The sequence below is a fragment of the Microvirga aerophila genome (assembly GCF_003332305.1).
Classification (GTDB): domain Bacteria; phylum Pseudomonadota; class Alphaproteobacteria; order Rhizobiales; family Beijerinckiaceae; genus Microvirga; species Microvirga aerophila.
This window is the reverse complement of record NZ_QOIO01000030.1, coordinates 1-21,423: the sequence shown is the minus strand read 5'-3', so window position 1 is coordinate 21,423 and position 21,423 is coordinate 1. Positions and strand designations below refer to the sequence as shown.

Annotated in this window: 16 protein-coding genes and 3 pseudogenes; 4 read left to right on the top strand and 15 right to left on the bottom strand. The window is 59.7% G+C overall.

All coding sequences use genetic code 11. The features are described 5' to 3' along the window. Window positions 1-74: 74 nt before the first annotated feature. From DRB19_RS17000 to DRB19_RS16975, 6 genes are all read right to left on the bottom strand, one after another. The gene (locus DRB19_RS17000) at window positions 75-1,355 is read right to left on the bottom strand and encodes a TRAP transporter large permease (protein ID WP_114187224.1); all 1,281 of its coding nucleotides are present in this window, start codon (window positions 1,353-1,355) and stop codon (window positions 75-77) included. After that, window positions 1,352-1,954 (bottom strand): TRAP transporter small permease, encoded by a 603-nt coding sequence (locus tag DRB19_RS16995; protein WP_114187223.1) that lies wholly within the window; start codon window positions 1,952-1,954, stop codon window positions 1,352-1,354. The genes DRB19_RS17000 and DRB19_RS16995 overlap by 4 nt, the downstream gene beginning before the upstream one ends. 289 nt (window positions 1,955-2,243) lie before the next feature. Further along, window positions 2,244-3,257 carry a TRAP transporter substrate-binding protein gene (locus DRB19_RS16990; protein WP_114187222.1) on the bottom strand — a complete coding sequence of 338 codons (1,014 nt, stop codon included), beginning with the start codon at window positions 3,255-3,257 and terminating at the stop codon, window positions 2,244-2,246. A gap of 37 nt (window positions 3,258-3,294) precedes the next feature. Further along, window positions 3,295-4,200, bottom strand: coding sequence for an NAD-dependent epimerase/dehydratase family protein (locus tag DRB19_RS16985; RefSeq protein WP_114187221.1), 906 nt, complete (start codon window positions 4,198-4,200; stop codon window positions 3,295-3,297). Window positions 4,201-4,236: 36 nt separating this feature from the next. Beyond that, entirely contained in the window at window positions 4,237-4,911 is a 675-nt protein-coding gene (locus DRB19_RS16980) for a hypothetical protein (protein ID WP_114187220.1), read from the bottom strand. A gap of 2 nt (window positions 4,912-4,913) precedes the next feature. Further along, window positions 4,914-5,741 carry a sugar phosphate isomerase/epimerase family protein gene (locus DRB19_RS16975; protein WP_114187219.1) on the bottom strand — a complete coding sequence of 276 codons (828 nt, stop codon included), beginning with the start codon at window positions 5,739-5,741 and terminating at the stop codon, window positions 4,914-4,916. A gap of 252 nt (window positions 5,742-5,993) precedes the next feature. On the opposite strand from DRB19_RS16975, the gene DRB19_RS16970 reads away from it, so the two are divergent. Then, window positions 5,994-6,812, top strand: a complete 819-nt coding sequence (locus tag DRB19_RS16970) for an IclR family transcriptional regulator (protein ID WP_114187218.1) — start codon at window positions 5,994-5,996, stop codon at window positions 6,810-6,812. On the opposite strand, the pseudogene amrB reads toward DRB19_RS16970, so the two are convergent. Beyond that, window positions 6,770-7,284 (bottom strand): annotated as a pseudogene (gene amrB / locus DRB19_RS16965) (AmmeMemoRadiSam system protein B). The gene DRB19_RS16970 and the pseudogene amrB overlap by 43 nt on opposite strands. 345 nt (window positions 7,285-7,629) lie before the next feature. Continuing rightward, window positions 7,630-9,294 (bottom strand): alpha,alpha-trehalase TreF, encoded by a 1,665-nt coding sequence (gene treF / locus DRB19_RS16960; RefSeq protein WP_114187217.1) that lies wholly within the window; start codon window positions 9,292-9,294, stop codon window positions 7,630-7,632. Between the two features lie 698 nt (window positions 9,295-9,992). On the opposite strand from treF, the gene DRB19_RS16955 reads away from it, so the two are divergent. Continuing rightward, a complete protein-coding gene (locus DRB19_RS16955; protein WP_162815724.1) occupies window positions 9,993-10,751 on the top strand; it encodes a gamma-glutamylcyclotransferase in 759 nt (252 codons plus the stop codon). Window positions 10,752-10,848: 97 nt separating this feature from the next. On the opposite strand, the gene DRB19_RS16950 is transcribed toward DRB19_RS16955, so the two are convergent. The 5 genes and pseudogenes from DRB19_RS16950 to DRB19_RS16925 all read right to left on the bottom strand — a co-directional run. Continuing rightward, window positions 10,849-11,829: an aldo/keto reductase gene (locus DRB19_RS16950; RefSeq protein ID WP_114187215.1), complete on the bottom strand. Its 981-nt coding sequence runs from the start codon at window positions 11,827-11,829 to the stop codon at window positions 10,849-10,851. Between the two features lie 783 nt (window positions 11,830-12,612). Continuing rightward, window positions 12,613-13,746: a plasmid partitioning protein RepB gene (repB, locus tag DRB19_RS16945; RefSeq protein ID WP_114187214.1), complete on the bottom strand. Its 1,134-nt coding sequence runs from the start codon at window positions 13,744-13,746 to the stop codon at window positions 12,613-12,615. Beyond that, a complete protein-coding gene (repA, locus tag DRB19_RS16940) occupies window positions 13,746-14,954 on the bottom strand; it encodes a plasmid partitioning protein RepA (RefSeq protein ID WP_114187213.1) in 1,209 nt (402 codons plus the stop codon). Before repA ends, repB begins: the two co-directional genes overlap by 1 nt. A gap of 790 nt (window positions 14,955-15,744) precedes the next feature. Next, window positions 15,745-15,945, bottom strand: coding sequence for a uracil-DNA glycosylase family protein (locus DRB19_RS16930; protein WP_114187211.1), 201 nt, complete (start codon window positions 15,943-15,945; stop codon window positions 15,745-15,747). A gap of 225 nt (window positions 15,946-16,170) precedes the next feature. Then, a pseudogene (locus DRB19_RS16925) lies at window positions 16,171-16,362 on the bottom strand (hypothetical protein); the annotation flags it as partial. A 177-nt stretch (window positions 16,363-16,539) separates the two neighbouring features. On the opposite strand from DRB19_RS16925, the gene DRB19_RS16920 reads away from it, so the two are divergent. Next, complete coding sequence (locus DRB19_RS16920; RefSeq protein WP_245439592.1) at window positions 16,540-17,037, top strand: DUF1993 domain-containing protein; 498 nt, start codon at window positions 16,540-16,542, stop codon at window positions 17,035-17,037. 204 nt (window positions 17,038-17,241) lie between these two features. Next, window positions 17,242-18,055: pseudogene (locus DRB19_RS16915) on the top strand (aminoglycoside phosphotransferase family protein). Window positions 18,056-18,573: 518 nt separating this feature from the next. Here DRB19_RS16915 and DRB19_RS16905 read toward each other — a convergent pair. Both DRB19_RS16905 and DRB19_RS16900 read right to left on the bottom strand, forming a co-directional pair. Continuing rightward, window positions 18,574-19,461 (bottom strand): recombinase family protein, encoded by an 888-nt coding sequence (locus DRB19_RS16905; RefSeq protein WP_245439589.1) that lies wholly within the window; start codon window positions 19,459-19,461, stop codon window positions 18,574-18,576. 74 nt (window positions 19,462-19,535) lie between these two features. Next, a complete protein-coding gene (locus DRB19_RS16900; protein WP_245439588.1) occupies window positions 19,536-19,964 on the bottom strand; it encodes a DUF2267 domain-containing protein in 429 nt (142 codons plus the stop codon). Window positions 19,965-21,423 lie beyond the last annotated feature (1,459 nt).

The window sequence follows — 21,423 nt, the reverse complement described above, 5'->3', positions numbered from 1 at the left end:
CGCCCAAGCACCAAGTAATCCGGCAAAAGCCTGATCAGCAGTTCGGACTCGATGTACTAACTCCTTTTTTACAGCTAACCGCCCAGCCATTTAGCTGGCCACATAACGAGTTGCGGGAACATGACCATCAGGAACAGCACCACGAGCTGGGCCAGCAGGAAGGGCCAAACGCCCTTCATCAGGTCTTCCATGCTGATCTTCGACACCCCGGCCACCACGTTCAGCACCGTGCCCACCGGCGGCGTGATCAATCCGATCGAGTTGTTCACGATGAACAGCACGCCGAAATACACAGGGTCGATGCCGGCGGCCTTGACCACCGGCATCAGGATCGGCGTCAGGATCAGGATCGTCGGCGTCATGTCCATCGCCGTGCCGACGATCACCACCAGCACCATGATGGCGATCAGCAGCATCGTCGGGCTGTCGTGGAGCGGCTCCAGCAGGTCGACCACCGCGGTGGCGATCTCCGACACTGTGATGAGCCAAGCCGACACCAGCGCCGCCGCCACCAGCAGCATGACCACCGCGGTGGTCTTGGCCGAGGTCACGAAGACCGCGAACAGCTCCGAGAGCTTGAGCTCGCGATAGACAAACAGAGCGACGAAAAGCGAGTACACTGCCGCCACCACGGCTGCCTCAGTCGGGGTGAACACGCCGAACTTCAGGCCGAAGATGATGATGAAGGGCAGGACCAAGGCCCAGACGCCCTCGCGCAGCGCGCGGAGAACCTCCCGGCCAGACTTCTTGGGTGGGCTGACGATGGTCTCCTTACGCACCTCCCACCACCAGGCAAACGCCAGGCCTAGCCCGATCAAGATGCCGGGTACCAGTCCCGCCAGGAACAGCTTGGTGATCGACACCCCGCCCACGACGCCGAAGATCACGAAGCCGATGCTGGGCGGAATCACCGGCCCAATCACCCCGGAAGCCGCGATCAACCCGCCGGAGAGCGGCTTGCTGTGCCCGGCCTGGACCATCATCGGGACGAGAAGGGCAGACAAGGCCGCCGCATCGGCCACCGCCGAGCCCGACAGGGCCGACAGGATGCACGCGGCCAAGATCGCCACGTAGCCGAGACCGCCTTTGACGTGCCCAACGAGCGCGAGCGCGACGTCCACGATGCGCTTGGACAGGCCGCCGGTGTTCATGATCTCGCCGGCCAGCATGAAGAACGGCACGGCCAGCAGAGGAAAGCTGTCGGCGCCGTTGATGATGTTCTGGGCCACGATCTGAGCGTCGAACATATCCATGTACACCATCAGGGCAATGCCGCTGATCAGTAGCGCGTAGGCGATCGGCATGCCGATCGCCATGGTGCAGAGAAGAGAGCCGACGAAAATGATGATGGTCATGGACGGGTCTCCCCATGCGTTGCCGAAGAGGCGAGGCGCGCTTCGCGGCGGTCGCGCTCGGCGAGCTCATGCTGCAGTGCCTCAAGCTCCTCCTGCTCCTCCGACTCCTTGACCATGACGAGTTCCTCGTCGGAGAGCTTGCCGGTGACGGCGCGGTAAAGATCGGCCAGCAGGATCAGGCCGGAGGAGATCCCGAACACGATTCCGACGCCGTAGAACCAGCCGGTGGACAATCCGGACGCAGGGGCGGCCACGTCCCAGTTGATCAGGGTCTGCTGCCAGCTGCCCTGCAGGAGAAGCCAGGTGGCGTAGAGCATGAGAAGCTGGCTGACGATCAGGCAGGCGCGCTTGCCGACATTCGGCAGGCGCCTCACGAGCATGTCGACGCCCAGATGCCCGTGCTCGCGCAGGGCGATGATGGCGCCGAGGAAGGTGAGCCAGACGAAGAGCCAGCGTGAGACTTCCTCGGACACGGTGATGCCGGAATTGAAGCCGTAACGCAGGACAACATTGCCGAAGACGAGAACGACCATGATGGCCAGGAAGAGGGCAATCAGGACCTTCAGCAGCTTAAAGTAGCCTTCTACTATCGTGTGCATTGGCGTTTCCTCTCGGGTGCTACCTTCGGAGGGCGATGCTCTCCCTGCGGAAAGCATCGTCACCTGGAACTGTCTTGGCAGCGAAGGATGTGGGACGTGCCTCACATCCAAGGGAGGCTGCACATCGAACCAAAAGGTCACGTCGGCAGCAACTAGCAGCAAGTTGTTCCGGATGGCTGGCCGAACGCTTGCGGCTCATGAAACCACAATCGGGACGTCCCCAAGCACACATCCGGGTGTCGGGGACGTCGGCATGACGATCTATGCAGGGTAGAAAGGTACGGCCCGCTTACTTCCCGAACTGCTCAAGTTCGTTTTGGAAACTCTTGACCAACTCTGGATCGTACTGAGCGAGAATCTTCTCCGTCACCGACCTGGTTTCTTTCTGCATGCGCTCCCGCTCAGGTTGCGACACCTCGTTGACCTGCATGCCATTCGTCTTGAGCTGCTCGAGTGCCTTCTCGGAGTACGAGCGGCTGAACTGCCTCTGATACTCCAGCGATTCCGCAGCCGCTTGCTGGAGGATCTTTTGCTCGGTCGGAGACAGCTTGTCCCAGAACTTCTTGCTCATCAGGACGATGTTGGTCGTATAGGTATGGTTCGTGATGCTGAGGTACTTCTGGACTTCAAAGAGCTTGGCTGACAGAACGATGGCAAAGGGATTTTCCTGTCCATCGACGGCTTTTTGCTCAAGGGCCGTGTAGACCTCAGCGAAGTTCATCGGAACCGGGTTTGCGCCAAGTGCCTTGAAGGTATCGATGTAAACTGGATTCGCGATGACGCGCAGCTTCAGGCCGCCAAAGTCATCAACCTTCGCGATGGGGTGCTTGCTGTTCGTCACGTTGCGGAACCCGAGATCCCAGTATGCAAGACCGACCAGACCCTTCTCGGGAAGCTTCGAAAACAGCAGTTTTCCGAAGGGGCCGTCGACAAGTGCTCTCGCTTGCTCTCCGGAGCTGAAGGTGAACGGCAGGTCCAGCAACCCGAAGTCTTTGACCGTACCGACGAGGGATGTCGGCGCTCCGGTGAACATCTCCTGCGTGCCGCCTCGAAGGGCTGCCTGCTGCTGCATTTCGTTGCCGAGCTGCGATGACGGGAACTCGCGGATCTTGAGCTTGTCGCCGCTCTTTGCCGCCACGATCTCGGCAAACTTGGCGACGCCTTGGCTGATGGGGTTGCCGGGGTCGTTGAGGTGTCCCCAGCGGATCGTCCGCTCCTGGATGTCCTGGGCGTTTGCCAACGCTGTGGAGACTAGCGACGTAACGGCCGCGACGGCCGCGACAAGCACTGAGGCGTATTTCATGTCTGGTTCCTTCCCTGATAATGGCTTTGCCACGGATCTAGCCTTGGAGGTTGTGCGCGGACTGGTAGTACTCGACCGTCCGACGCAAACCTTCTTCCAGCGTCGTTTCGGATGGCAGCCCGAGCAGATCCGAGGAGTACTCGTTCAGGGCTGTAGCGATGCTGGGAAGAGGGGCGCCTTCGCAGCTCAGAGCCGCATCGGGCACGAATTTTCGGATCATCCCGACAACCTGCTCCATCGTCGCGACGGTGCCGGGAAGATTGATGGTGTGGGCACCGGAAAGACGGGATTTCACGGCAGCCTCATAGGCCGCCGCCACATCGTCGACATAGACGAGCGCCGCGGCTCCGGTGAGTGGAATCACGTATGGTTGACCCAACGCCGCAGCACGGCATGCGAGCGTAGGGCCGGCGCTGAGCCCGCTTTCGCGTCCGGGGCCGTAGACAACGAAGGGTCGGAAGCCGATACTCGCGATACCGTCATCGTGCCAATAAGCCCGTGCGCTGCCCTCGTTCGCCAACTTGAAGGCACCGTAATGCGTGATCGGAAACGGGACGACATCATCATCGAGCCCAAAGACGCCGCCGCTGCTGGTATAGATAACTTGGTGAATGCCATGATGTTTGGCAGCCTCGAAGACGTTCAACGTGCCGAAAACGTTGATGCGGGCCCCGGCCAGCGGATCGCGTCTGCAAAAAGGCGTCAAGACGCCGGCCAGGTGGATGACGGCGTCGCAGCCTTCGGCAGCGGCCACGACTTGCGCGGTATCGGCAATGTCGCCCACGCGCCAGTCGAGACCGTGGACAAGATCACCGATGAGAGCGGCCGCGTGTTGCCGGTTGTCACTCGCATCGAAGACGCAGACATCGGTTCCGGATCCCAAAAGCCGCCTGATGATCCAAGCGCCGAGAAAGCCACCGCCTCCCGTTAATAGAGTCCTCATGTCCAATTCCCGTCACAGTGAACGTTACGCAGGTCGTTAGTGGTCCAGCAGGTATGCGAGGTAATACGAGGCAGACGCTACGTTGCGGACCCCGTCGACCTGGAGAAGGGCCGTGACCTTCGGCACAATCGATTGCGCTTCGGCAAGCCCAATGGTTTCGACGAGAAGAACCGCGTCGAGCGAGTTCTCGGCGCTCGTGGACTGCCGCAGCTCCATCTCCTGCGTGCGGATGCCGGTGACTTCTGGTCTTGCGGATCCCAGATGTGATCCCACGACCGTGTCGAGTTCCTTGATGTCGAGGCAGAGGTGCCGGAGCGTGCGCAGGGTCGCAAGCCTCATTTCGGGTTCAAGTTCGATGCGGAAGGTTGAAAGTCCTCCGCCGACCCCCTCGCCCAGCGACGCCGCGACCTCAAATGCTCCGCGCAGGAAGTTCGTGATCCCGGGCTGGACGCGCGTCGACCAAGTGGTTGGCGCGTTCAGACGCGCAAGGTAACCTGGGGACCGGAACGTCTCCAAATGGGCACCCTCGTAGAGGGTGAAGCACAGGTGGTTCGTGATGTTCCGGTTCATGTACCGCCGGCCGCGGCGAAACCCTGGAATGCCAAGCCGCTCGGGCATGTGCTCGTTGGTGTGCCAGCGGTCGAACTCGTGTTCGTAGCCGTCGTTTAGGTCATGCCAGATGCCCAGGAATGCCCGGCCGGAAAGCGACATGATCAATTCCTCACGTTCAGGATCGGCGAGAAGTACTCCCTCGCCTCGATAAGGTCTCGCAGGGGAGCGTCGGATATGATCTCCGCCACGACGTGCCGGGCATAGCCGGCCGATTTGAGGAGTTCCATGATCGGACCGAACTCGATGTCTCCGGCTCCGATCGGATCGTGCCGCCAGCTGCCGTTGGGGGCATCGGACAAATGGACGACGCCTGTCTTGGGCAGGACCTTCCGGAGCCCTTCAACGGGGTCCTCATTGATGGCAGCGGCGTTGGCGGCGTCATACAGCACGTCGACAGAGTCGTACCTCGCGTCGCTAAGGAATCGGACCATGGACTCCGCATCCGGCAGGACACCGTGGGGATGGTTCTCAAGAAGGACGCGGATCCCGGCCCGCTCAGCGGCTTCGACGATCTGGTCGAACGAATCCGTGAAGATCGCTTCCAGGTGCCCCTGCGGAGCTGGAAGGAGGGCGTGCCTCCGACCAGAGGTGACGGTGATGTATTCGCTGCCGATGGCGGCGGCGAATTCGACGGTCCGCTTATACATTTCAACGGAGAAGCGGGCAGCATCCTTGATCGGGCTGGCCAGATTGAACTCGCTGGCCGGCAGGTCAACCGAGACGATCCTGCCCCCGCAGGCCGCGACCGCTGACCGGATGGCGTTCAACTCGTCGTTGGAAGCGTTGAAGGGATCGATGTGGGGTGGGCTTGCGAGCAGTTGGAACGAGCGAAAGCCCTCTGCCGCCAGAGCCTGGATGGTCGCCTCGGCGGTCTGTTCCCAGACAAATCCGAATGTATGCGCGCCTAGCTTCCGGAGTCCCATCTTCATCGCTCCCGTCCGGCCGAAGGCGGGAATGCTCGTGCCGGGTCATAATTGTTGGATGACGATCTGGCTTAGCTGGACCGGAGTCTGCAAAGACGTTCTGCCCAGTAGCTGGAGATCGAGTCCTTCATATTTCCAACACCCGATTACGGTATTTGGAAACTTTTTCCAATATATAAATTATTCTACTTTGGTCTTAGTAGATATTGGAATTCGATTTCACAAAGGCTAGGATAGCTGGCATCAAAGGGGACACGTATGACCGGCATCCGCGATCGCGCTCTCGCCATCCTTGAGCTGCTAGCGCAGTCCTCTTCGGATCTCCTGTTGATCGAGATCTCCGACCGGCTCGATATACCTCGCGGGGCGACCCACCGCGTTCTTGCCGACCTGAAGGGGGGCGGATATGTCCGCCAGGATCGGGAGGGAGGGCCTTATCGGCTGACGGCCAAGATCGTGGCGCTCGGCTTTGCTTTCCTATCGAAGAACGGAGTGACCGATGTCGCGCAGCCAATCCTCGACAATCTCGCTCATCGAACCGGGGAGCTGGTCCGCCTCGCCATCATCGATGGTGATCGGCTAACCTGGGTCGCCAAGGCCCAAGGCGCCCAGAGGGGTCTGCGGTACGATCCGGATGACGGGGCGGAGGTCTATCTCGCTGCCGCCGCCAATGGCCACGCCTGGATGTCCTGCCTCAGCGACGAGAAAGCCCTTGAATTAGTTGCCAAGCAGGGCTTTGGCCGGGACGGCTTCGGGCCGAATGCGCCGAGGACGGTTCAGGATCTGCTGCAGCGGGTGCATCGTACCCGGGAGCGCGGCTACGCGACGGTGGTCGATGCGTACGAGGCCGGGACATCGGCGGTTGCCGCCGCAATATGCTCTCCTCGCACCAACGAACCGATCGGAACGATCAGCATTGCCGGACCGAGCGTACGAATGACCGAGGCTCGCATGGACGAGATCGCTCCCTTGCTTCGGGCTAGTGCAACGGAGCTTTCGTTTACCTCAAGCGGATCGCCCTTGTTCAGCGCGGCTCATCCCGCCCGCCGCCATGAACGCGTCGCGCAGGCCGGGTGACGCTTGTGCACAATTAATGAGGAGTATGGTTGGCTCTGTTGCATTAACCTGTCAAGCCACAGCATATGGTGATAGTTGCACCGGGAAAGCACGCTGCTAATTGTGCCTTCCGCGGTTAATGCAACAGAGCCTTCCCGTACGAGGGGCACAATCCCGAGCGGCGTCTCGAAGGCATCCACTGTCGGCACAGCAAGGCCGCGGAACGGCACGTAATGCGCTGGCCCGATCAGCACCACCCGCGTGAGCGTACCAGCATGGGGCTGCAGCGCGGTGAAGGCGGTGGCAGCAACCGCGCCGGAATAGAGTATCCGGCATGAGGGACTATGATGGCTTTCGGAGCCGCCACGGGGGCAATCCTTGCTCCAGTCAAAAGCGCCTCGACAGTCGTGCGAAGCTGGTGCGGGCTGCGAGGGTAGAACTGGCCCGCCACCGCTGCTGGCCTGACCTGACCGTGATCTCGTCCGGATGCCATGAGAGGCAGCTCCACAGGCAAGGACCAAACTCTCCATCACCAGAGATAGGAGAGCATGAGATTTCAAGGGGCGGCCGCTCCGCCGGCTGCGCTCTGCAGGAAGCAGGCTACGACCGCTCATTGCCGTCCGTTCTAACACGAACCTTGTTCCATCGGGCAACGGCACAAGCCACCCCATATTTTCAGATGCCCCAATCAAACCAGATCTCGCACGCCGCCATATCCTGGTGCATCCGCGCCCGCGGCTCTTTCTTTTCGAGGGCTAGCGGCCCAGCCGCTCGCCTGCGCTGTGATCGTCCAGTATGCAACGACGCGGCTCGTCAGGAAGCTGTACTGGTAGCAAAGTTAGGGGGCGGCCTTCAGGCTTCTGCCGGGTCGGGGCAGGCCCGAGGGCAGATCGTCGTTTGCGGCCCGGCTCACGCAGCGAGTGCCCGCCGCTAAACCATCTTCGATCACAAGTAATTTTCGCGCCACGCCATTCGTCCAGCCAAAACCGTCCTGGCCCGGATATTCCCCGCCACCGGCCGCGAGCGAAGGGTTCACCACATTGTATTTTTCCATGAGCTTGCCGGTGTTGCGATAGGCGGTGACGACCCTGCCGATCCAGCGCCGCGCGATCGTTTGGGCAAGGGCTCGCTTGCCGTAGGCACTCAGACCCCCGATCGCGATCCACTGCAGGGGCGCCCAGCCATTCGGCGCATCCCATTGCTGACCCGACTGAACCGTGGTGGTCACAAGGCCGCCGGGCTTCAGGAGATAGGATTGCACCACCTTAGCCATACGATCCGCCTGAGCCTGAGTGGCAAGTCCGAAGAACAGCGGGGACAAGCCGGCAGCAGTCACCTTCCCGGTCAGCTTGCCCTCGCGCCAGAGATAATCCGTGAAAACGCCTTCGCGGTCGTCCCAGAGATAACGCCGAACCGCCGCTTTGCGCAGCTGTGCGCGTGCCCTGAACTCAACGGCCTTTTCCGGCTTGCGGGATGCTGCATAGGATTTGGCGAGGACAGTCTCAAGGTGGAACAATAGGCTGTTGAGATCGACCGGTACCAGAGCGGTGGTGTTGATGGTTGCGAGCGACTTGCCATCGCCGAGCCAGCGCGAGCTGAAGTCCCATCCGCTCTCAGCGGCAGCCCGGAGATCGCGGTATACGTCCGCCGCCGGCCGGTTCGACGCGCGAGCCGTCTCGACATCCTCCCGATAGGACTCCTCGCGTGGGCTGTCGCGGTCATCCCAATAGCGGTTCAGGAGCGTGCCATCGTCGAGGCGCACGACACGACGATGCGCGTTGCCGGGCTCGAGCGTGTCGGCGCCTTCCATCCAGAAGTCATATTCTTTGCTCAAAGCCGGTAGGAAAGCTGCATATATCGTGGCAGGATTGCGACTTCTGGCGGCGATGAGTTCCACCATGGATGCGAAGAAGGGAGGCTGCGAGCGGCTCAGGAAGTAGCTCCGGTTGCCATTGGGAATATGCCCGTACCGGTCGACGAGGCTGACGAAGTTCTCGACCATGCTGACCGCGAGATCGTGGCGACCGCTTTCCTCAAGCCCCAGCATGGTGAAATAGGAATCCCAATAATAGACCTCGTCGAAGCGTCCACCCGGCACGACATACGGCCGTGGCAGCGGCAGGAGCGACGAGTAAGGACCGAGCGGCACGCTGTCGGGCCTGCGTTCGAGAACCTGCCACAGATCGTCGATGTGGCGGCACACGTCCTCGCTGGGATCGCTGCGATAGGCGCTGCGCTTTGTAGACGGGACAGTGAAGTTTCGGTGAACGAAAGCGGAGAGGTCGAAGCCAGGCTTGCCCCGCTCCTCCTCATAGCGTTGCACGATAGCGGCCGGTGTATCGTTCGGCAGCGCGTCGACGAAGGTCTTGCCGTCAGGGAAGACTCCCTGCATCTGCACATCCACGAACAACTGACCGAACAGGTGCGATGGGGTATCGACCTCGGCGACCGCCGGTGTGGCGATGCAGAAGGCGATCATCAAGCCGATGACCTTAACTTTCATGAGCGCCACTCCTTGAAGCCTAGGGTACAGCGCAGGCCACGATCTCACATTCCCTGCAGGGTGACGAAGTAGGTTGCGGCGCGCTCCTCGCCCTGACTTCAACCTCGAGAGACTTCAGCAAGCTATACGATATCTGACGTTACACGGTCGGCCCGAGCCCTTGCAATGTTTGCCGGACAGGGACTCCGTGCGCCGCAACGGTCGCCATCCAGCCCCGGTGAGATTGGCGCCCACCGCCAGGACCGTATCCGCGTCAGATCGCGGGCGGCCCCTCAGCTTGACCCTGGGAGCGTTCGCTTTCGCTCCTGACCTGCCCTTCCCTCTCAGGTTACCGTGAATGCCTAGCGGGCAGCTCACTGCCTCCCGCCCTCCCCTAATCATCGCAGCAGAAGCAGCATGGATTCCAGCAAGGCTTCACCCACTTAAGGTTTCCGAACCTAGGCTCCGCTGGAGTCGCGCCAACGCCTGAACAGAGCCCGCTGTTCCTCGGATTGTTCCAGCAGGATAGAGGTAGAGCGCAGGAGGATCCCTGCCCCAGCACATGAGCGACCGCCCGATATGGCGGTGCCTTGCCAATATGTAAGGTCCGGGTCGGGGCAGCGTCCGAGATCCACGGCCCTGTCGGAGTGTCCGGTGTGCCTGCTGCAAGCAAACTTCTGACGCGCTGCGTGGCACTGCCATGCGTCAGGGGCATGAACATGCCGCTGCTTCAGGGGCTATATATCACCCAGCGTCTTGCTGAGTATCAGGCGGAGGATGGAATGGAAGGATCGTTCGGGAACAAGCAACTCCACCCGATGACCCGGGAGGCTCTGCAGAACGGCTTTGTCAACGAGATGATCGCTCGCTCGGGCACCAACCTTCGGGTGCTGAGTGACGAGGATCGGCACCAATCCTTGGAAGCAACGCTCGCGGCTCAACCTGTTCCGGGCGATGTCTGGCTGTTTGCCTATGGCTCGCTGATCTGGAACCCGGCCTTCCACTATGTCGAACGGCAACCCGTGTTGATCCGAGGCTGGCACCGGCAGTTCTGCTTAGCCACCCCGATTGGACGCGGAACGCCGCAACACCCCGGTCTGGTTCTTGGGCTGGATCGCGGCGGCTCCTGCCGGGGCGTAGCCCTTCGCATCGCTCGTTCCGAGGCAGAGGCTGAGCTCGAGTTGGTCTGGCGGCGCGAGATGGTCACAGGAGCCTATGTACCGCGTTGGGTCCGGCTGCACGGCCCCGATCTCCCTCACGGTATGTCTGGCATCGCCTTCACCATCAACCGCGCAGCGCCGAACTATGTGCGTCCTGTCTCGGAGGCCGCAACGGCCCAGACAATTGCGACGGCCTGTGGGGTACTCGGCTCCTGCCGGGATTATCTCTTCGACACGATCCACGGTCTAAAAGGATTCGAGATCCACGACCACCACCTCAACCGGATCGCGCGCTTGGTACGAGAGTACCGGGACTGAGCAATCGGCAGCCCAACTCAAGGCAGAGCGCACACAGGTACAGTTGAGACAACTCCGAGGGAGATCAGCTTCGCGGCCGTGCTTGACCACCTCCCACTTAAACAAAACCAGCTAGTGCGTGCGGCACATAGGGCTCTTCCAGTGCCGCTATCTCCTCCGGTGACAGCGTGAGGGACATGGCAGCCACCGCATCCTCCAGGTGCTGCGGTTTCGAGGCGCCGACGATGGGTGCGGTCACGACCGGCTTGTGCAGCAGCCACGCCAGCGCAACCTGCGCCCGGGGAACGCCGCGGCGGGCTGCGATCTCAGCCACCCGTTCCACCACCCGGCGATCGGCCTCCGCTGTCCTGGCGTACAGCGACTTGCCGAACTCGTCCGTTTCCGAGCGGGCGCTGGTCTCATCCCAGTCACGGGTCAGGCGGCCGCGGGCGAGCGGGCTCCAGGGAATGACCCCGATCCCTTCTGCCTGGCACAGCCGCAGCATCTCCCGCTCTTCCTCGCGGTAAAGGAGATTGTAGTAGTTCTGCATCGACACGAAGCGCGTCCAGCCATTCAGGTCGGCCGTGTAGAGAGCCTTGGCGAATTGCCAGGCATACATGGACGATGCCCCGATATACCGCGCCTTGCCGGCTTTGACGACGTCATGCAGGGCTTCGAGCGTTTCCTCGATGGGTGTCGCGTAGTCCCAGCGATGGATCTGGTAGAGATCGATATAGTCGGTGCCGAGCCGGCGCAGGCTGTTGTCGATCTCGGTCATGATCGCAAGGCGTGACAGGCCGGCGCCATTGGGTCCCGGGCGCATGCGCCCATGCACCTTCGTGGCGATCACCACCTCGTCGCGCCGTGCGAAATCCTTGAGTGCGCGACCAACGATCTCTTCGCTCGTGCCGTCGGAATAGACGTTGGCCGTATCGAAGAACGTGATGCCGAGCTCCAGGGCCCGCTTGATGAAGGGGCGGCTCTGGTCCTCGTCGAGCGTCCAGGGATGGTTCCCGCGATCAGGAACCCCGTACGTCATGCAGCCGAGACAGAGGCGGGACACCTCAAGGCCGGAGCGGCCAAGCCTCACGTAATCCATGACCGTTTTCTCCCCGCATCCGTTCTGTTTGCGCCAGCCCCGTCCTCGCCATGTGCGAACTGAAGATAAAGGTGAGGCCACGGGCGAAGTTTTGAGCCGAGGGAAGGATTATATGGCTCATTCGTCGATTGACCAGCAGGTGATCGGCTGTCAGCTCCCCTCCCCTCTCCTCTCTTGCTGTGGTGAATGCTCTTTGGGCGGTGCATCGCCTCGTACCCTCCCCTGATCATCTCAATGGAAGCAGCATGGCTTCCGGAAAGGGCTCACTCACTTAAGGTCACCAGCCCCTCAAAGTCACGCTTCGGCTTGGTGCTAAGTCATTGAAGCACGAGGGAATAGGCGCGTCAGGCGAAGCTATTTTTGAGATGGTTACGGTCTGATGACCGAGAGAATGGCATCTTGTTTGGCTGCATCGTGAACTGCTTCATCTGAGATCGAAACAGGGGCACCTATGTAGGCCAGTCGTTGCCAGCCAGGCCACTAAGGCCGTTGTTTTCAAAGCATTTTTGCTGGATGCGGGAAAGCCCTGCCCTCCCCGGCTGGTTAACAGACTGGCTTAAAAGACGTCTTCAAACGGTCCATTGCACCCAACTTTGGAGTGTATACAAAGGCTCGTTTGTGGATAGCAAGCCCTCCAAGTTCGGCACCCTCCCCTGCTACCGCCTTGGTCGTTATACCACGAGCCCACTTTCTGATTGCTCCAATCTGTCTAGGAGTGCGGTCAATAATTGCCCGTTCATGAGCGAGGGCAATTGAACGCAACTGCCCTCCAGAACGCACAGATCAATCTTGCTTGGCGCCTTGGAACTCGTTGTAGAGATCTTCTAGTCGCGATTTGAGAAAGTCCCCAAATTCTGGGGACACCTTCCGATCAATGACAAGAGAGAACCTGTCTTCCGTAACTAAAATCTTCGCGAGACGGAGCCCATCGGGAGCATTCCAGGCTTCAGGTTTTGAGCCAGGTTCCCTCGTAATAAGTGCCCTATACGCAGCTTCGAAAATGGCATCGCTGTCGCGGCCCGCCTTCTCGGCCCGCTCGATCGCACTGCGAACATTGTCAATGGTGCGTGGCTTGATCAATCCGGAAAGGTCCTCCCATTTCCTTCTGCCAATCTTCGGTGCAGGGCCGATTGCATCAATGATGTGACCGGGAACTGCGTTTGCGACTGAGAGCATCTTTGAAAGCATAGATTTGTCGACGCAAAGTGCCTGCATTATCACTTCCCGCCGGAAGCCGCGCTCTTCCAGGCGTGATGCGAAACGAGCCTTCTCAATGAAGCTCAGGTTTGTGCGGGCATTGTTCTCTTGGCCTTGAGCAACGACGAGTTGCTCATCGGTGAGTTCTCGAACGACGGCTCTGATCTTTATGCCGAGTTCCTTGATCGCTCGAAGTCGACGGTGGCCGTAGGCTACCTGGTACCGCCCAGAGAGCTCCGGGTGTGGCCGTACCAGGATCGGAACTTGCTGCCCTTCAGACTTGATGGCTGCGACGAGCTCTTTATGCGCTTCGTCTGAGTAGGCCATTCGATCAGGAACAAACGACGCATCAATCTCTGAAGGATCGAGATCGACAATCGTGTGACCAGCTCTAAGCTGTTCCTCGAGTTCCTCAACGCGACCAACAGAATCGACAGCTTCCTTCATTGCCCGAAGAGGCGAGGTCTTGAGAGATGGAAGCTGGGTTGGGAGCATGGCGATCCGCTCGCTAGCAACGTTGCTTGCGAGTGGACGATCTGCAAGAGGACGAGGGGCTAGTGGCCGGTCGGCGAGAGGACGATCACTGGTGATTGCAGCAGCGGCCTCGGCCTGGAGTTCCCCTACAGGGTTGGGAGCGGGTGCTCCAGCAGTCCCAAGGTTCTCGCTGGGGGAGCCATCAGCATCATTGTTCCCAAAGGAAATAAGATTCTTGCGCGCCATTACTGCCTCCCCCACGCGTTACGGATTTGATCTTCGATTTCGCCGTTAACGAGGTCCAAGGCCTCTAAAGCTCTGTCGTAAGTACCCTTGTTGAATTTCGTCCGATCGACTTCGTACAAGGTTTGCTTTGTGATCCCGGAATCCGCAACCGCGGTGCTCTTCAGCATGCTGTTCTGCAGCACGCGATGTCCGAACAGTGACCGCATGAATCCAACCATCTGGTTCTGAGGGCCATCACTTGGCTCGTATCGAGTGACAAGGTAGCGCAGCCAGTCGTAGTCGTCGCGGTGCCTTCCAAGAGTAGTCGTGACTTCGCCAACCATCCTGAGGAATTGAGCCATGGACAGCACATCAAGCATCTGCGGATGAACTGTCACAAGAAGCGATGTTGCAGCACATAGAGCCGCCATGGTCAGGTAACCGAGGTTCGGTGGGCAATCCATGACGACAACGTCGTAGTGCTGGTCCACCGACTCCAGGGCCTCCAGAATCTGCATGAAGAAGATCTTGGAGTTCCTTCCCGCAGGCGCAGTTGTCTCAAATTCCATGAGCTCGAGATTGCCCGGGATGAAATGGAGGCCCGGGAGGTAAGTCGACCGGATGATGTTCTCAATCCGGGTACGATGCTCGTCGAACCGGATTGCCCCATACAGCGTTTCGTTGTCCCGCACGTCGAGTTCCGGCTGGTTTCCGAAGAGTGTCGAAAGGCTGGCTTGCGGGTCTAGGTCGATAGAGAGCACGCGATAACCGCGAAGAGCAAGATACTGAGCTAAGTGGGCCGTCGTTGTCGTCTTCGCACTTCCGCCCTTGAAATTGATGACCGAAATGACTTGGAGCTTCTCGCCCTCAACTCGATGAGGGATATAACGGCGGTTGGACTTGGTCCCTTCGAGGAACTCTCGGACTGCGTTCACTTCCTCAATCGAGAAAGTCCGCCGGCCATTTGGCTGCATCTCTGGGAGGGGAGCTTTGCCCTCAGCCGCAAGTTGCCGGAGATAGCCCTCATGAATGCCTAGGAATTTCGAGGCTTCGCTTGAGGTAAAGCGGCGAATGGCCTTCTTCGCAACCGGGGGAAAGATCCTCTGGGTGTGTTCCTGTAGCTTTTTTGCGAGGATGTCGGCGTCTAGGACGATCTGCTGCTTATTGGAAGCGGTGTCGAGAGCCGGTGGGATTACAGGAATGGATGAAGGCTGCTGAACTGCTGTCATGTACGGTTCCTTGCGTTTCCGCGCGGAATTGGCCCTAGATCGGTAAATCTGCGCTGACCTCAGTACGCCCTTTGGATGTTAAGAACCGGTTAATAGCACGCCCGAAATTTGCTCAAGTGAGCCGAATAGGGCGAAATACTTTCGACTGAACCGAAGAATTGGAGGCAGCGGCGACCGCCCCCTCCCCTACTTGTCGGACACGGGCCCCTCTCAGAAAGGCGACGGCCAAGCCGCTGGAGCCATTCTCATCGGAGACGCCGGTTGGGCACCAGCCGCCGGTTGTCCGCGGACCACCCATCCTGGGCCGCCCAGTGCAGCTCTACTCTCGGTGCGAGCAACTGTGTGTTTGCGCCATAGCGGAGTGGCTTAGGGAGAGTGCACATATATGGTTAACGGGGCCGTTTCCTTCAGGTAGCATAGCATGGAGGCCGCCTGTGCCAGCTCACGCCATGGCTCAATCTGCCAGTTACGGGATGCCAGCCCTGACGTGGACGGAAGGACGAAGGTCCGCGCCCCCCAGCCATTGATCTGAATCAAGTAGGGATCTTCCCAGTTCGGCGCTCGAGGGACCTGGCCGCGGCCCCTTCCCGTCAAACGCAATGATCTTGGGTGCGAACTGGACCATAGGCTCTGCGAAAGACCCAATGTCGTAGTCGCTATCCGCGAGACTGATGACGGTTCCGAACGCCTTCTTTACGAGATCAGTGAGGCCAATGCCGAACTTGGGCAATCCCAATAATTCGAGGGGCTGGAGCACTCTAGATGTCAGCCCTACCCGAGCGAGGGTCGATCAAAAGCGATTGCCGGGTTGCGCGTAGTAGGCACCGGACGCGGCAGAGCGGTTACCGGCAGCCGTCCCGCAGAATACGATCTTGAGGTTCGGAAGGAGAACCTCTGGGAGCTTTTCGGTCATCCGTCCGGCCTGGAGTGAGATCTGCGGGATAGTGTAGTTGTCCGCGGACAACTCATTAATCAAGGTGCCGTGGGACATCCCCTACCCTTTTCTATCGCTGTCCCAAAACGGGAGTTAAGCTAACGGAATGATCTTGCCCTTTGTAGGATCGGTCGTGCTGTAACTTGGCCACCTTCGTCCCAGAGATCGGTTGTCCGCGGACAACCGACTGAAAGGAGCCGTGTGGAGGCCGCCGTTTCTCAAAGGGCGGACCCAGTGTGGAACGGGTCGGAGGCATGGGTTGTCCGCGGACAACTCTCGAATTTAAAATCTCGTGCGCACTGGTTGCAGCGGGACGAACCTGACGTCCAGCGCCTGGGCCTTAGACTCATAAGCTCGGAGCCACATCCGCATCGAGGCGAGTTGGACCATGGCGAGGAAGTTGGCGGTGAGCTTGTCGTAGCGGGTAGCGACGCGGCGGAAGTGCTTCAGCTTCGAGAAAAAGCGCTCGATCAAAGTCGATCAGATCGTATCGGCTCATGCCAATGCTGAATCAGGGTTCCACCCAATGGGCATGACCGCCAGCCTATGACCGCGTTTGCCTTGCCGTTGTGGCCATCACGCCACATACTCACTATGGTTCAAATTGCTCGAGAGAGGAAGGCAATGCGGACATCACTCTAGGACCTGAGCGTGCCGACCTTCCTGCAAACCGTAAGATCCGTCGGAGGCTTTCTCGACCGTGCGGCCACCCACTTTTCAAACACCGATGTCGATCCCGATAGCTTCGTCAACACCCGCCTCTTCGACGACATGGCACCATTTCATTTTCAGATCGAAGCGGCATGGCATCATTCCGTGTGGGGGGTCGAGGCTCTCAAGACCGGCGCGTTCACCCCTCCCGCCTTGGTCGGAGCTGTTCCCTTCACTGACCTACAGGCGATGATCACCAAGGCAGAAGCGGCGCTGGAGGCGTTCGTCCCCGAAGAGATCAATGACTGCGCGGGCAAGCACCTGGACCTCCAGATCGGCCCGAGACGGCTGGCTTTCACGCCGGAGACCTTCATTCTCTCTTTCTCTCTGCCAAACTTCCATTTCCACGCCGTCACCGCATACAACATCCTGCGCTCGCGAGGCGTGCCGCTCGGTAAACGTGACTACGAGGGTCGGCTGCGCACCAGTTCATTCTGAGCCGAAATTTGGTCTCAGAAAAAGGACCGTTGCCACTCGAACACCGCGACCACCCGCCTTTTAGGAGTTCAAGACCTAGTTGTCCGCGGACAACTGATCAATGACCCACCTCCATTCCTCGTGCATAAGACATGGCGCCCGGTACCCATCATTCATTGTGACCTGCGTCTCCAAAGCGGTTATACGCTGTGCTATGTCTGAACGATGTTTGAGCGCTACCTGATCCTTTGGAACTTGCTTCCCGATGGTGATCCTATCACCACCCCAGCCGCTCGGTTGTTGCCGGTAACACAGGGTGGCGAGCCGGCCATGCTCAAGATATCCCATGAGGAGGATGAGCGCTTCGGCGCCGTGCTAATGGAATGGTGGGACGGAGAAGGCGCGGCGCGAGTTCTGGCTCGAGATAATGAAGCCCTATTGTTGGAGCGTGCTACGGGCTCTGCCTCTCTCGCCGAAATGGCCCGATCAGGGCGCGATGACGAAGCCTGCCGCATTCTGAGTGCTACTGCAGCCCGGCTGCATGCCCCCCAGGCCGAAACCGTATCCTGACCTGATCCCACTGATGCACTGGTTTCGTGACCTGGAGCCAGCAGCCGCCGCGCATGGGGGCATCCTGGTCCAATGCGCTGAGGCGGCCCGTACGCTGCTGGCTGAGCCTCGAGAGGTTGGGGTTCTGCACGGTGACTTGCACCACGGAAACATTCTCGACTTCGGGTCACGCGGCTGGCTCGCCATCGATCCAAAGCGCTTGGTTGGGGAGCGCGGCTTCGACTTCGCCAACATCTTTACGAACCCCGATCTGGCCAATCCCACAAACCCGGGTGCAACTATGCCCGGCCGCTTTGCGCGGCGTCTGGATATCGTGACTGCCGCCGCGGGGCTGGAGCGGCGACGGCTACTACGCTGGATCCTAGCCTGGACTGGGCTATCGGCTGCGTGGTTCTTGGGCGACGGTGATCCGTTGGCCGCCATTGACCTACAGGTCGCGGCGTTAGCCGCTGCGGAGCTGGACCGATGATCTGCCCCGTGCGGTGACAATATAGACCAGGAGGGCGGGGTGATCACGGATTCGGGAGTGGGTTGACCGTCTTACCATCCAGCACGGCAGGGGAGGCCAACCTTTGGGACGAAGCCCGACGAGGCGGCGACAGTTATGGGACGAGATGCAAGGGGACCTATTCGGAGTATCCCCACCCAAGCCGACTGGAGCTAAGCGTCCAACCCCTGCCATCCAGAGGAAAACTCAGGAGGAGCAACCTATAGAGGCCGTGTCGCTCAGTTCTTTGGCGAAGCGGGCTAGCAGGCACGAGATCGAAGATATGGTTAACGAGCTGGGCGACAATGAGCTTGCCCACCTGATCGTGAGAGGGGTTAGGACCGTCAAGCGACGATTGGTACGGGTAGGGCAGGGGGCTGGTCGCTCCACTAGAACCGGCGGGCGGCGAAGCGCATTGGATCGGGCGCTGCAGGAGATCGCGGCCGAACTGTCAGGTTTCGACGAGTCAGATGCGGATTGGTGAGGATTTGAATATAAGCCTAGCTTGCGGCTTCGCCCTTGGCAATTAACCCGAGCCTGTTGGCCCGGTCGAGGAGCGATTTCACAGATGAAGCAGACCATCTGCTGCCTCCACGAGGAGCCCGCTCTCGCATCCTTTCCAACTGGGCTGCGATGTCACGTAGGGTGAGCTCAGGCGCTGCTATAGCAATGCCAGCGACGAGGGTCAGAAGGCGTTCGCTCGGGAGCCGGGGAGGGGACTTCGATAAGAGCGCCTTTTCGGCCAGGCCCTCCTTCACTAGACGTTTGGTGGTCCGGCGTAGTCGCTCCGCTGTCCATGATTGGCCTGAGGCATTGAGGATACGTGCTACGTCATCCCAGGTGTGTTGAGGGCGCAGTCGACGGACAGTGGGCAGCCAAGTGTCGAGCGTTTCTAGAACCTCTTCGAGATGAGCGCGAGACCAGCCGGCCGCCGCCTTGCGAATTGCAATCGGATCGCGGGCTCTCAAGCCGGGGTTGCCCGGCAGCTTGCCGCGTCGGGCCGCAGCCTTGATACCTGCCTTGGTGCGCTCGGCGATCAAGGACCGCTCCAATTGGGCAACAGCCCCCAGAACCTGTAGGGAGAACATGCCCTGTGGGGTTGTGGTGTCGATCGGGTCGCGCAGGGAACGGAAATGCGCGCCGCGGGCCTCCAGCTGCTCGATGACCTCAAGGAGGTGCTTCACCGATCGCGCTAGTCGATCAAGACGGACGACGACAAGTGTCTCTCCGGGCTGGATGCTGCGCAAAAGGCTTGCCAGGACCGGGCGGCTCCGCGAGGCGCCGGAGGCGAACTCCTGATGGATCACAAGACAGCCGGCAGCGCGAAGCTCGTCAGTCTGAGGATCGGTGGCTTGGTCCTCGGTTGAGACGCGGGCGTATCCGATCAAGTTGCTTTTGAGAGGGGAGGGGGGCACGGCTGCAATTGGCCTCTGACAGGGTGGCGATGGAAAGACCGGAAATGTTAAGTCACTGCCCAGAATTGAGCCGCACCTGGAGGAATGCGCCCCAGGAGATCATCCAGAGCCGTCTCTTCGACGTGGCGGCGTAGAGCGGTTGCGACATCCCGTATGGCAGTCTGGGGCGAGAAGTTGGGATAACAGCGGAGGCTCAGAACCTCATGGACCAAATCTGCTGGATCCCTGAATTCCCTTTGCGGCTCCTCTGGGTCCCAGTCGGTAACGAAAAGCACCCTCAGGACCGGTGGCAAGGCGTTAGCGAAGCGGATGTCATCGATAACGGAGAGCCGGCGCCGGAAAGTGACGAGGACCGCCTGCGCCATCGTGTAGGTCTGGTTGCGCGTGGACAGGCCGGAGATGTCACGAGCATCTCGTAAGAAGGCTTCGAAGTCCTCCGACGCGTGCTGGAACTCCATCGGTATCGCCACGGCCATCTTGCCCCCTAAAGCTAACCCTTTGTACAATGTCTGTAGATAGCCGCAACTGGCCAGTTGGGGTCGTGGTTACAGCTCCTCTGAGCTATAACATTGCGGAAACGATCCTATGGTTCGGGCAGCAGATATTTGCTGGAAAACAGCAGCGCTAAAGTACTCGGGAACGCCTCCTCGCAGCCGGTTGAAGGCACGTGCTCAACAGTCTGAAAACGGCTTAATTGAGCCATTCCTGTAGTTATGAGCAACCGATCGTTTGAAGACGATCGGTGAGGGATTTCGTTTACCACTCAAAGAGGGCAGGGCTTCCCTCGGGCCCACTAAAATGGCTTAAAACAAGGACTTCTGGGGCCCTTTCAACACTATAAGGCTCCACATGAGCATCCGTGAGTGGACCTCAGATAAAGTGGCTTAAGATGCAGCTTGGCAGGATAGGACGCACCCGTCTGTCAAACCATAGCCAGTTGCTGTTTGGCTTCCTTTACCGACGTAATCCTATTTCGAAGCAATAACTTAGCATTTAGCCCGAAGCGTAGCCTTTGAGGATGTGAGGATCAAAAACCTCGACGGATAGGAGTCTCGCCCACAGAGATCCCCATGCTGCCTCTGTTGTCATAACTGGAGCAGGGGCGGAGAGGGCACGAGGTGAGGAACGGACCTCGTCACGACCGCAAGACATGAGGGGTTGAGGGGAGGGGCTCCATCCCATCCAACCAAGCCTGGGTTGCGGCTTCGCGGGCAGTCTGCTCGTCCTCGAAACCTTGATCGGTGGGCTTCTCAAATCCGCAGACGTGGCACTGGACAGCGGCGGCGAAGCATCCCCTCATTCGTGGCAAAGCTTAGGACAGATGCTGCATCGCAGGAGCACTGCGGACAGAAGCTCTGGCCCATTTAGCTCTTCCTTCCTCCAGCGACTGTGGCTGTTGACGCAAAGTTAACGCATCTGGTGCCGCGTTCGCCCCAGGAAGGCCGCGACGAATTTGTGCGGTGCAAAATGAATAGCGATCCGGGAAAGGCAAGGTTTGGTCCTGGAATCTCCCAGCCAACTGCGGTCGATGATCCATACCCCCTCAAGGAGAGAGCCTGGGCAAAAGACTGTTGGCTGCCTGACGGGCATTGCTGCAGCCGGAGAGGGTAGGGCAGGTCGGAGGTTAGGAGCGGACCTTGTCACGGCCGCGCTTAACGACCGAGGTTGACCCGATGCTGTTGAAAAACTCTCAAAGCCTCATTTTCGCCAGCGATAGCATACCCGATGCTGTAGTCGCTCAAACAACCCTATACGACCTATAGATGCCGCGAGTCTCGTGAGCGAGTTTTTCAACAGCATCGACCCTGAGCGGTCATTCATTGGGGCAGATCGAGCACGGCTGGAATCAAATTCTGTCTAAAGCATCGGACGGTTAAACAGACGCATATCCGGCTGCCTTGAGGTAGTTCCAGCACTCCTGAGGCTCGAACAAGT

What these genes read in the sequence shown, in the direction of transcription:
- DRB19_RS16990 (WP_114187222.1), bottom strand. Translation starts at nt 3,257, where the DNA reads ATGAAATACGCCTCAGTGCTTGTCGCGGCCGTCGCGGCCGTTACGTCG.
- DRB19_RS17000 (WP_114187224.1), bottom strand. Translation starts at nt 1,355, where the DNA reads ATGACCATCATCATTTTCGTCGGCTCTCTTCTCTGCACCATGGCGATC.
- DRB19_RS16955 (WP_162815724.1), top strand. Translation starts at nt 9,993, where the DNA reads ATGCCGCTGCTTCAGGGGCTATATATCACCCAGCGTCTTGCTGAGTAT.
- DRB19_RS16930 (WP_114187211.1), bottom strand. Translation starts at nt 15,945, where the DNA reads ATGTCCCACGGCACCTTGATTAATGAGTTGTCCGCGGACAACTACACT.
- DRB19_RS16900 (WP_245439588.1), bottom strand. Translation starts at nt 19,964, where the DNA reads ATGGCCGTGGCGATACCGATGGAGTTCCAGCACGCGTCGGAGGACTTC.
- treF (WP_114187217.1), bottom strand. Translation starts at nt 9,294, where the DNA reads ATGAAAGTTAAGGTCATCGGCTTGATGATCGCCTTCTGCATCGCCACA.
- DRB19_RS16985 (WP_114187221.1), bottom strand. Translation starts at nt 4,200, where the DNA reads ATGAGGACTCTATTAACGGGAGGCGGTGGCTTTCTCGGCGCTTGGATC.
- DRB19_RS16970 (WP_114187218.1), top strand. Translation starts at nt 5,994, where the DNA reads ATGACCGGCATCCGCGATCGCGCTCTCGCCATCCTTGAGCTGCTAGCG.
- repB (WP_114187214.1), bottom strand. Translation starts at nt 13,746, where the DNA reads ATGGCGCGCAAGAATCTTATTTCCTTTGGGAACAATGATGCTGATGGC.
- repA (WP_114187213.1), bottom strand. Translation starts at nt 14,954, where the DNA reads ATGACAGCAGTTCAGCAGCCTTCATCCATTCCTGTAATCCCACCGGCT.
- DRB19_RS16995 (WP_114187223.1), bottom strand. Translation starts at nt 1,954, where the DNA reads ATGCACACGATAGTAGAAGGCTACTTTAAGCTGCTGAAGGTCCTGATT.
- DRB19_RS16975 (WP_114187219.1), bottom strand. Translation starts at nt 5,741, where the DNA reads ATGAAGATGGGACTCCGGAAGCTAGGCGCGCATACATTCGGATTTGTC.
- DRB19_RS16980 (WP_114187220.1), bottom strand. Translation starts at nt 4,911, where the DNA reads ATGTCGCTTTCCGGCCGGGCATTCCTGGGCATCTGGCATGACCTAAAC.
- DRB19_RS16950 (WP_114187215.1), bottom strand. Translation starts at nt 11,829, where the DNA reads ATGGATTACGTGAGGCTTGGCCGCTCCGGCCTTGAGGTGTCCCGCCTC.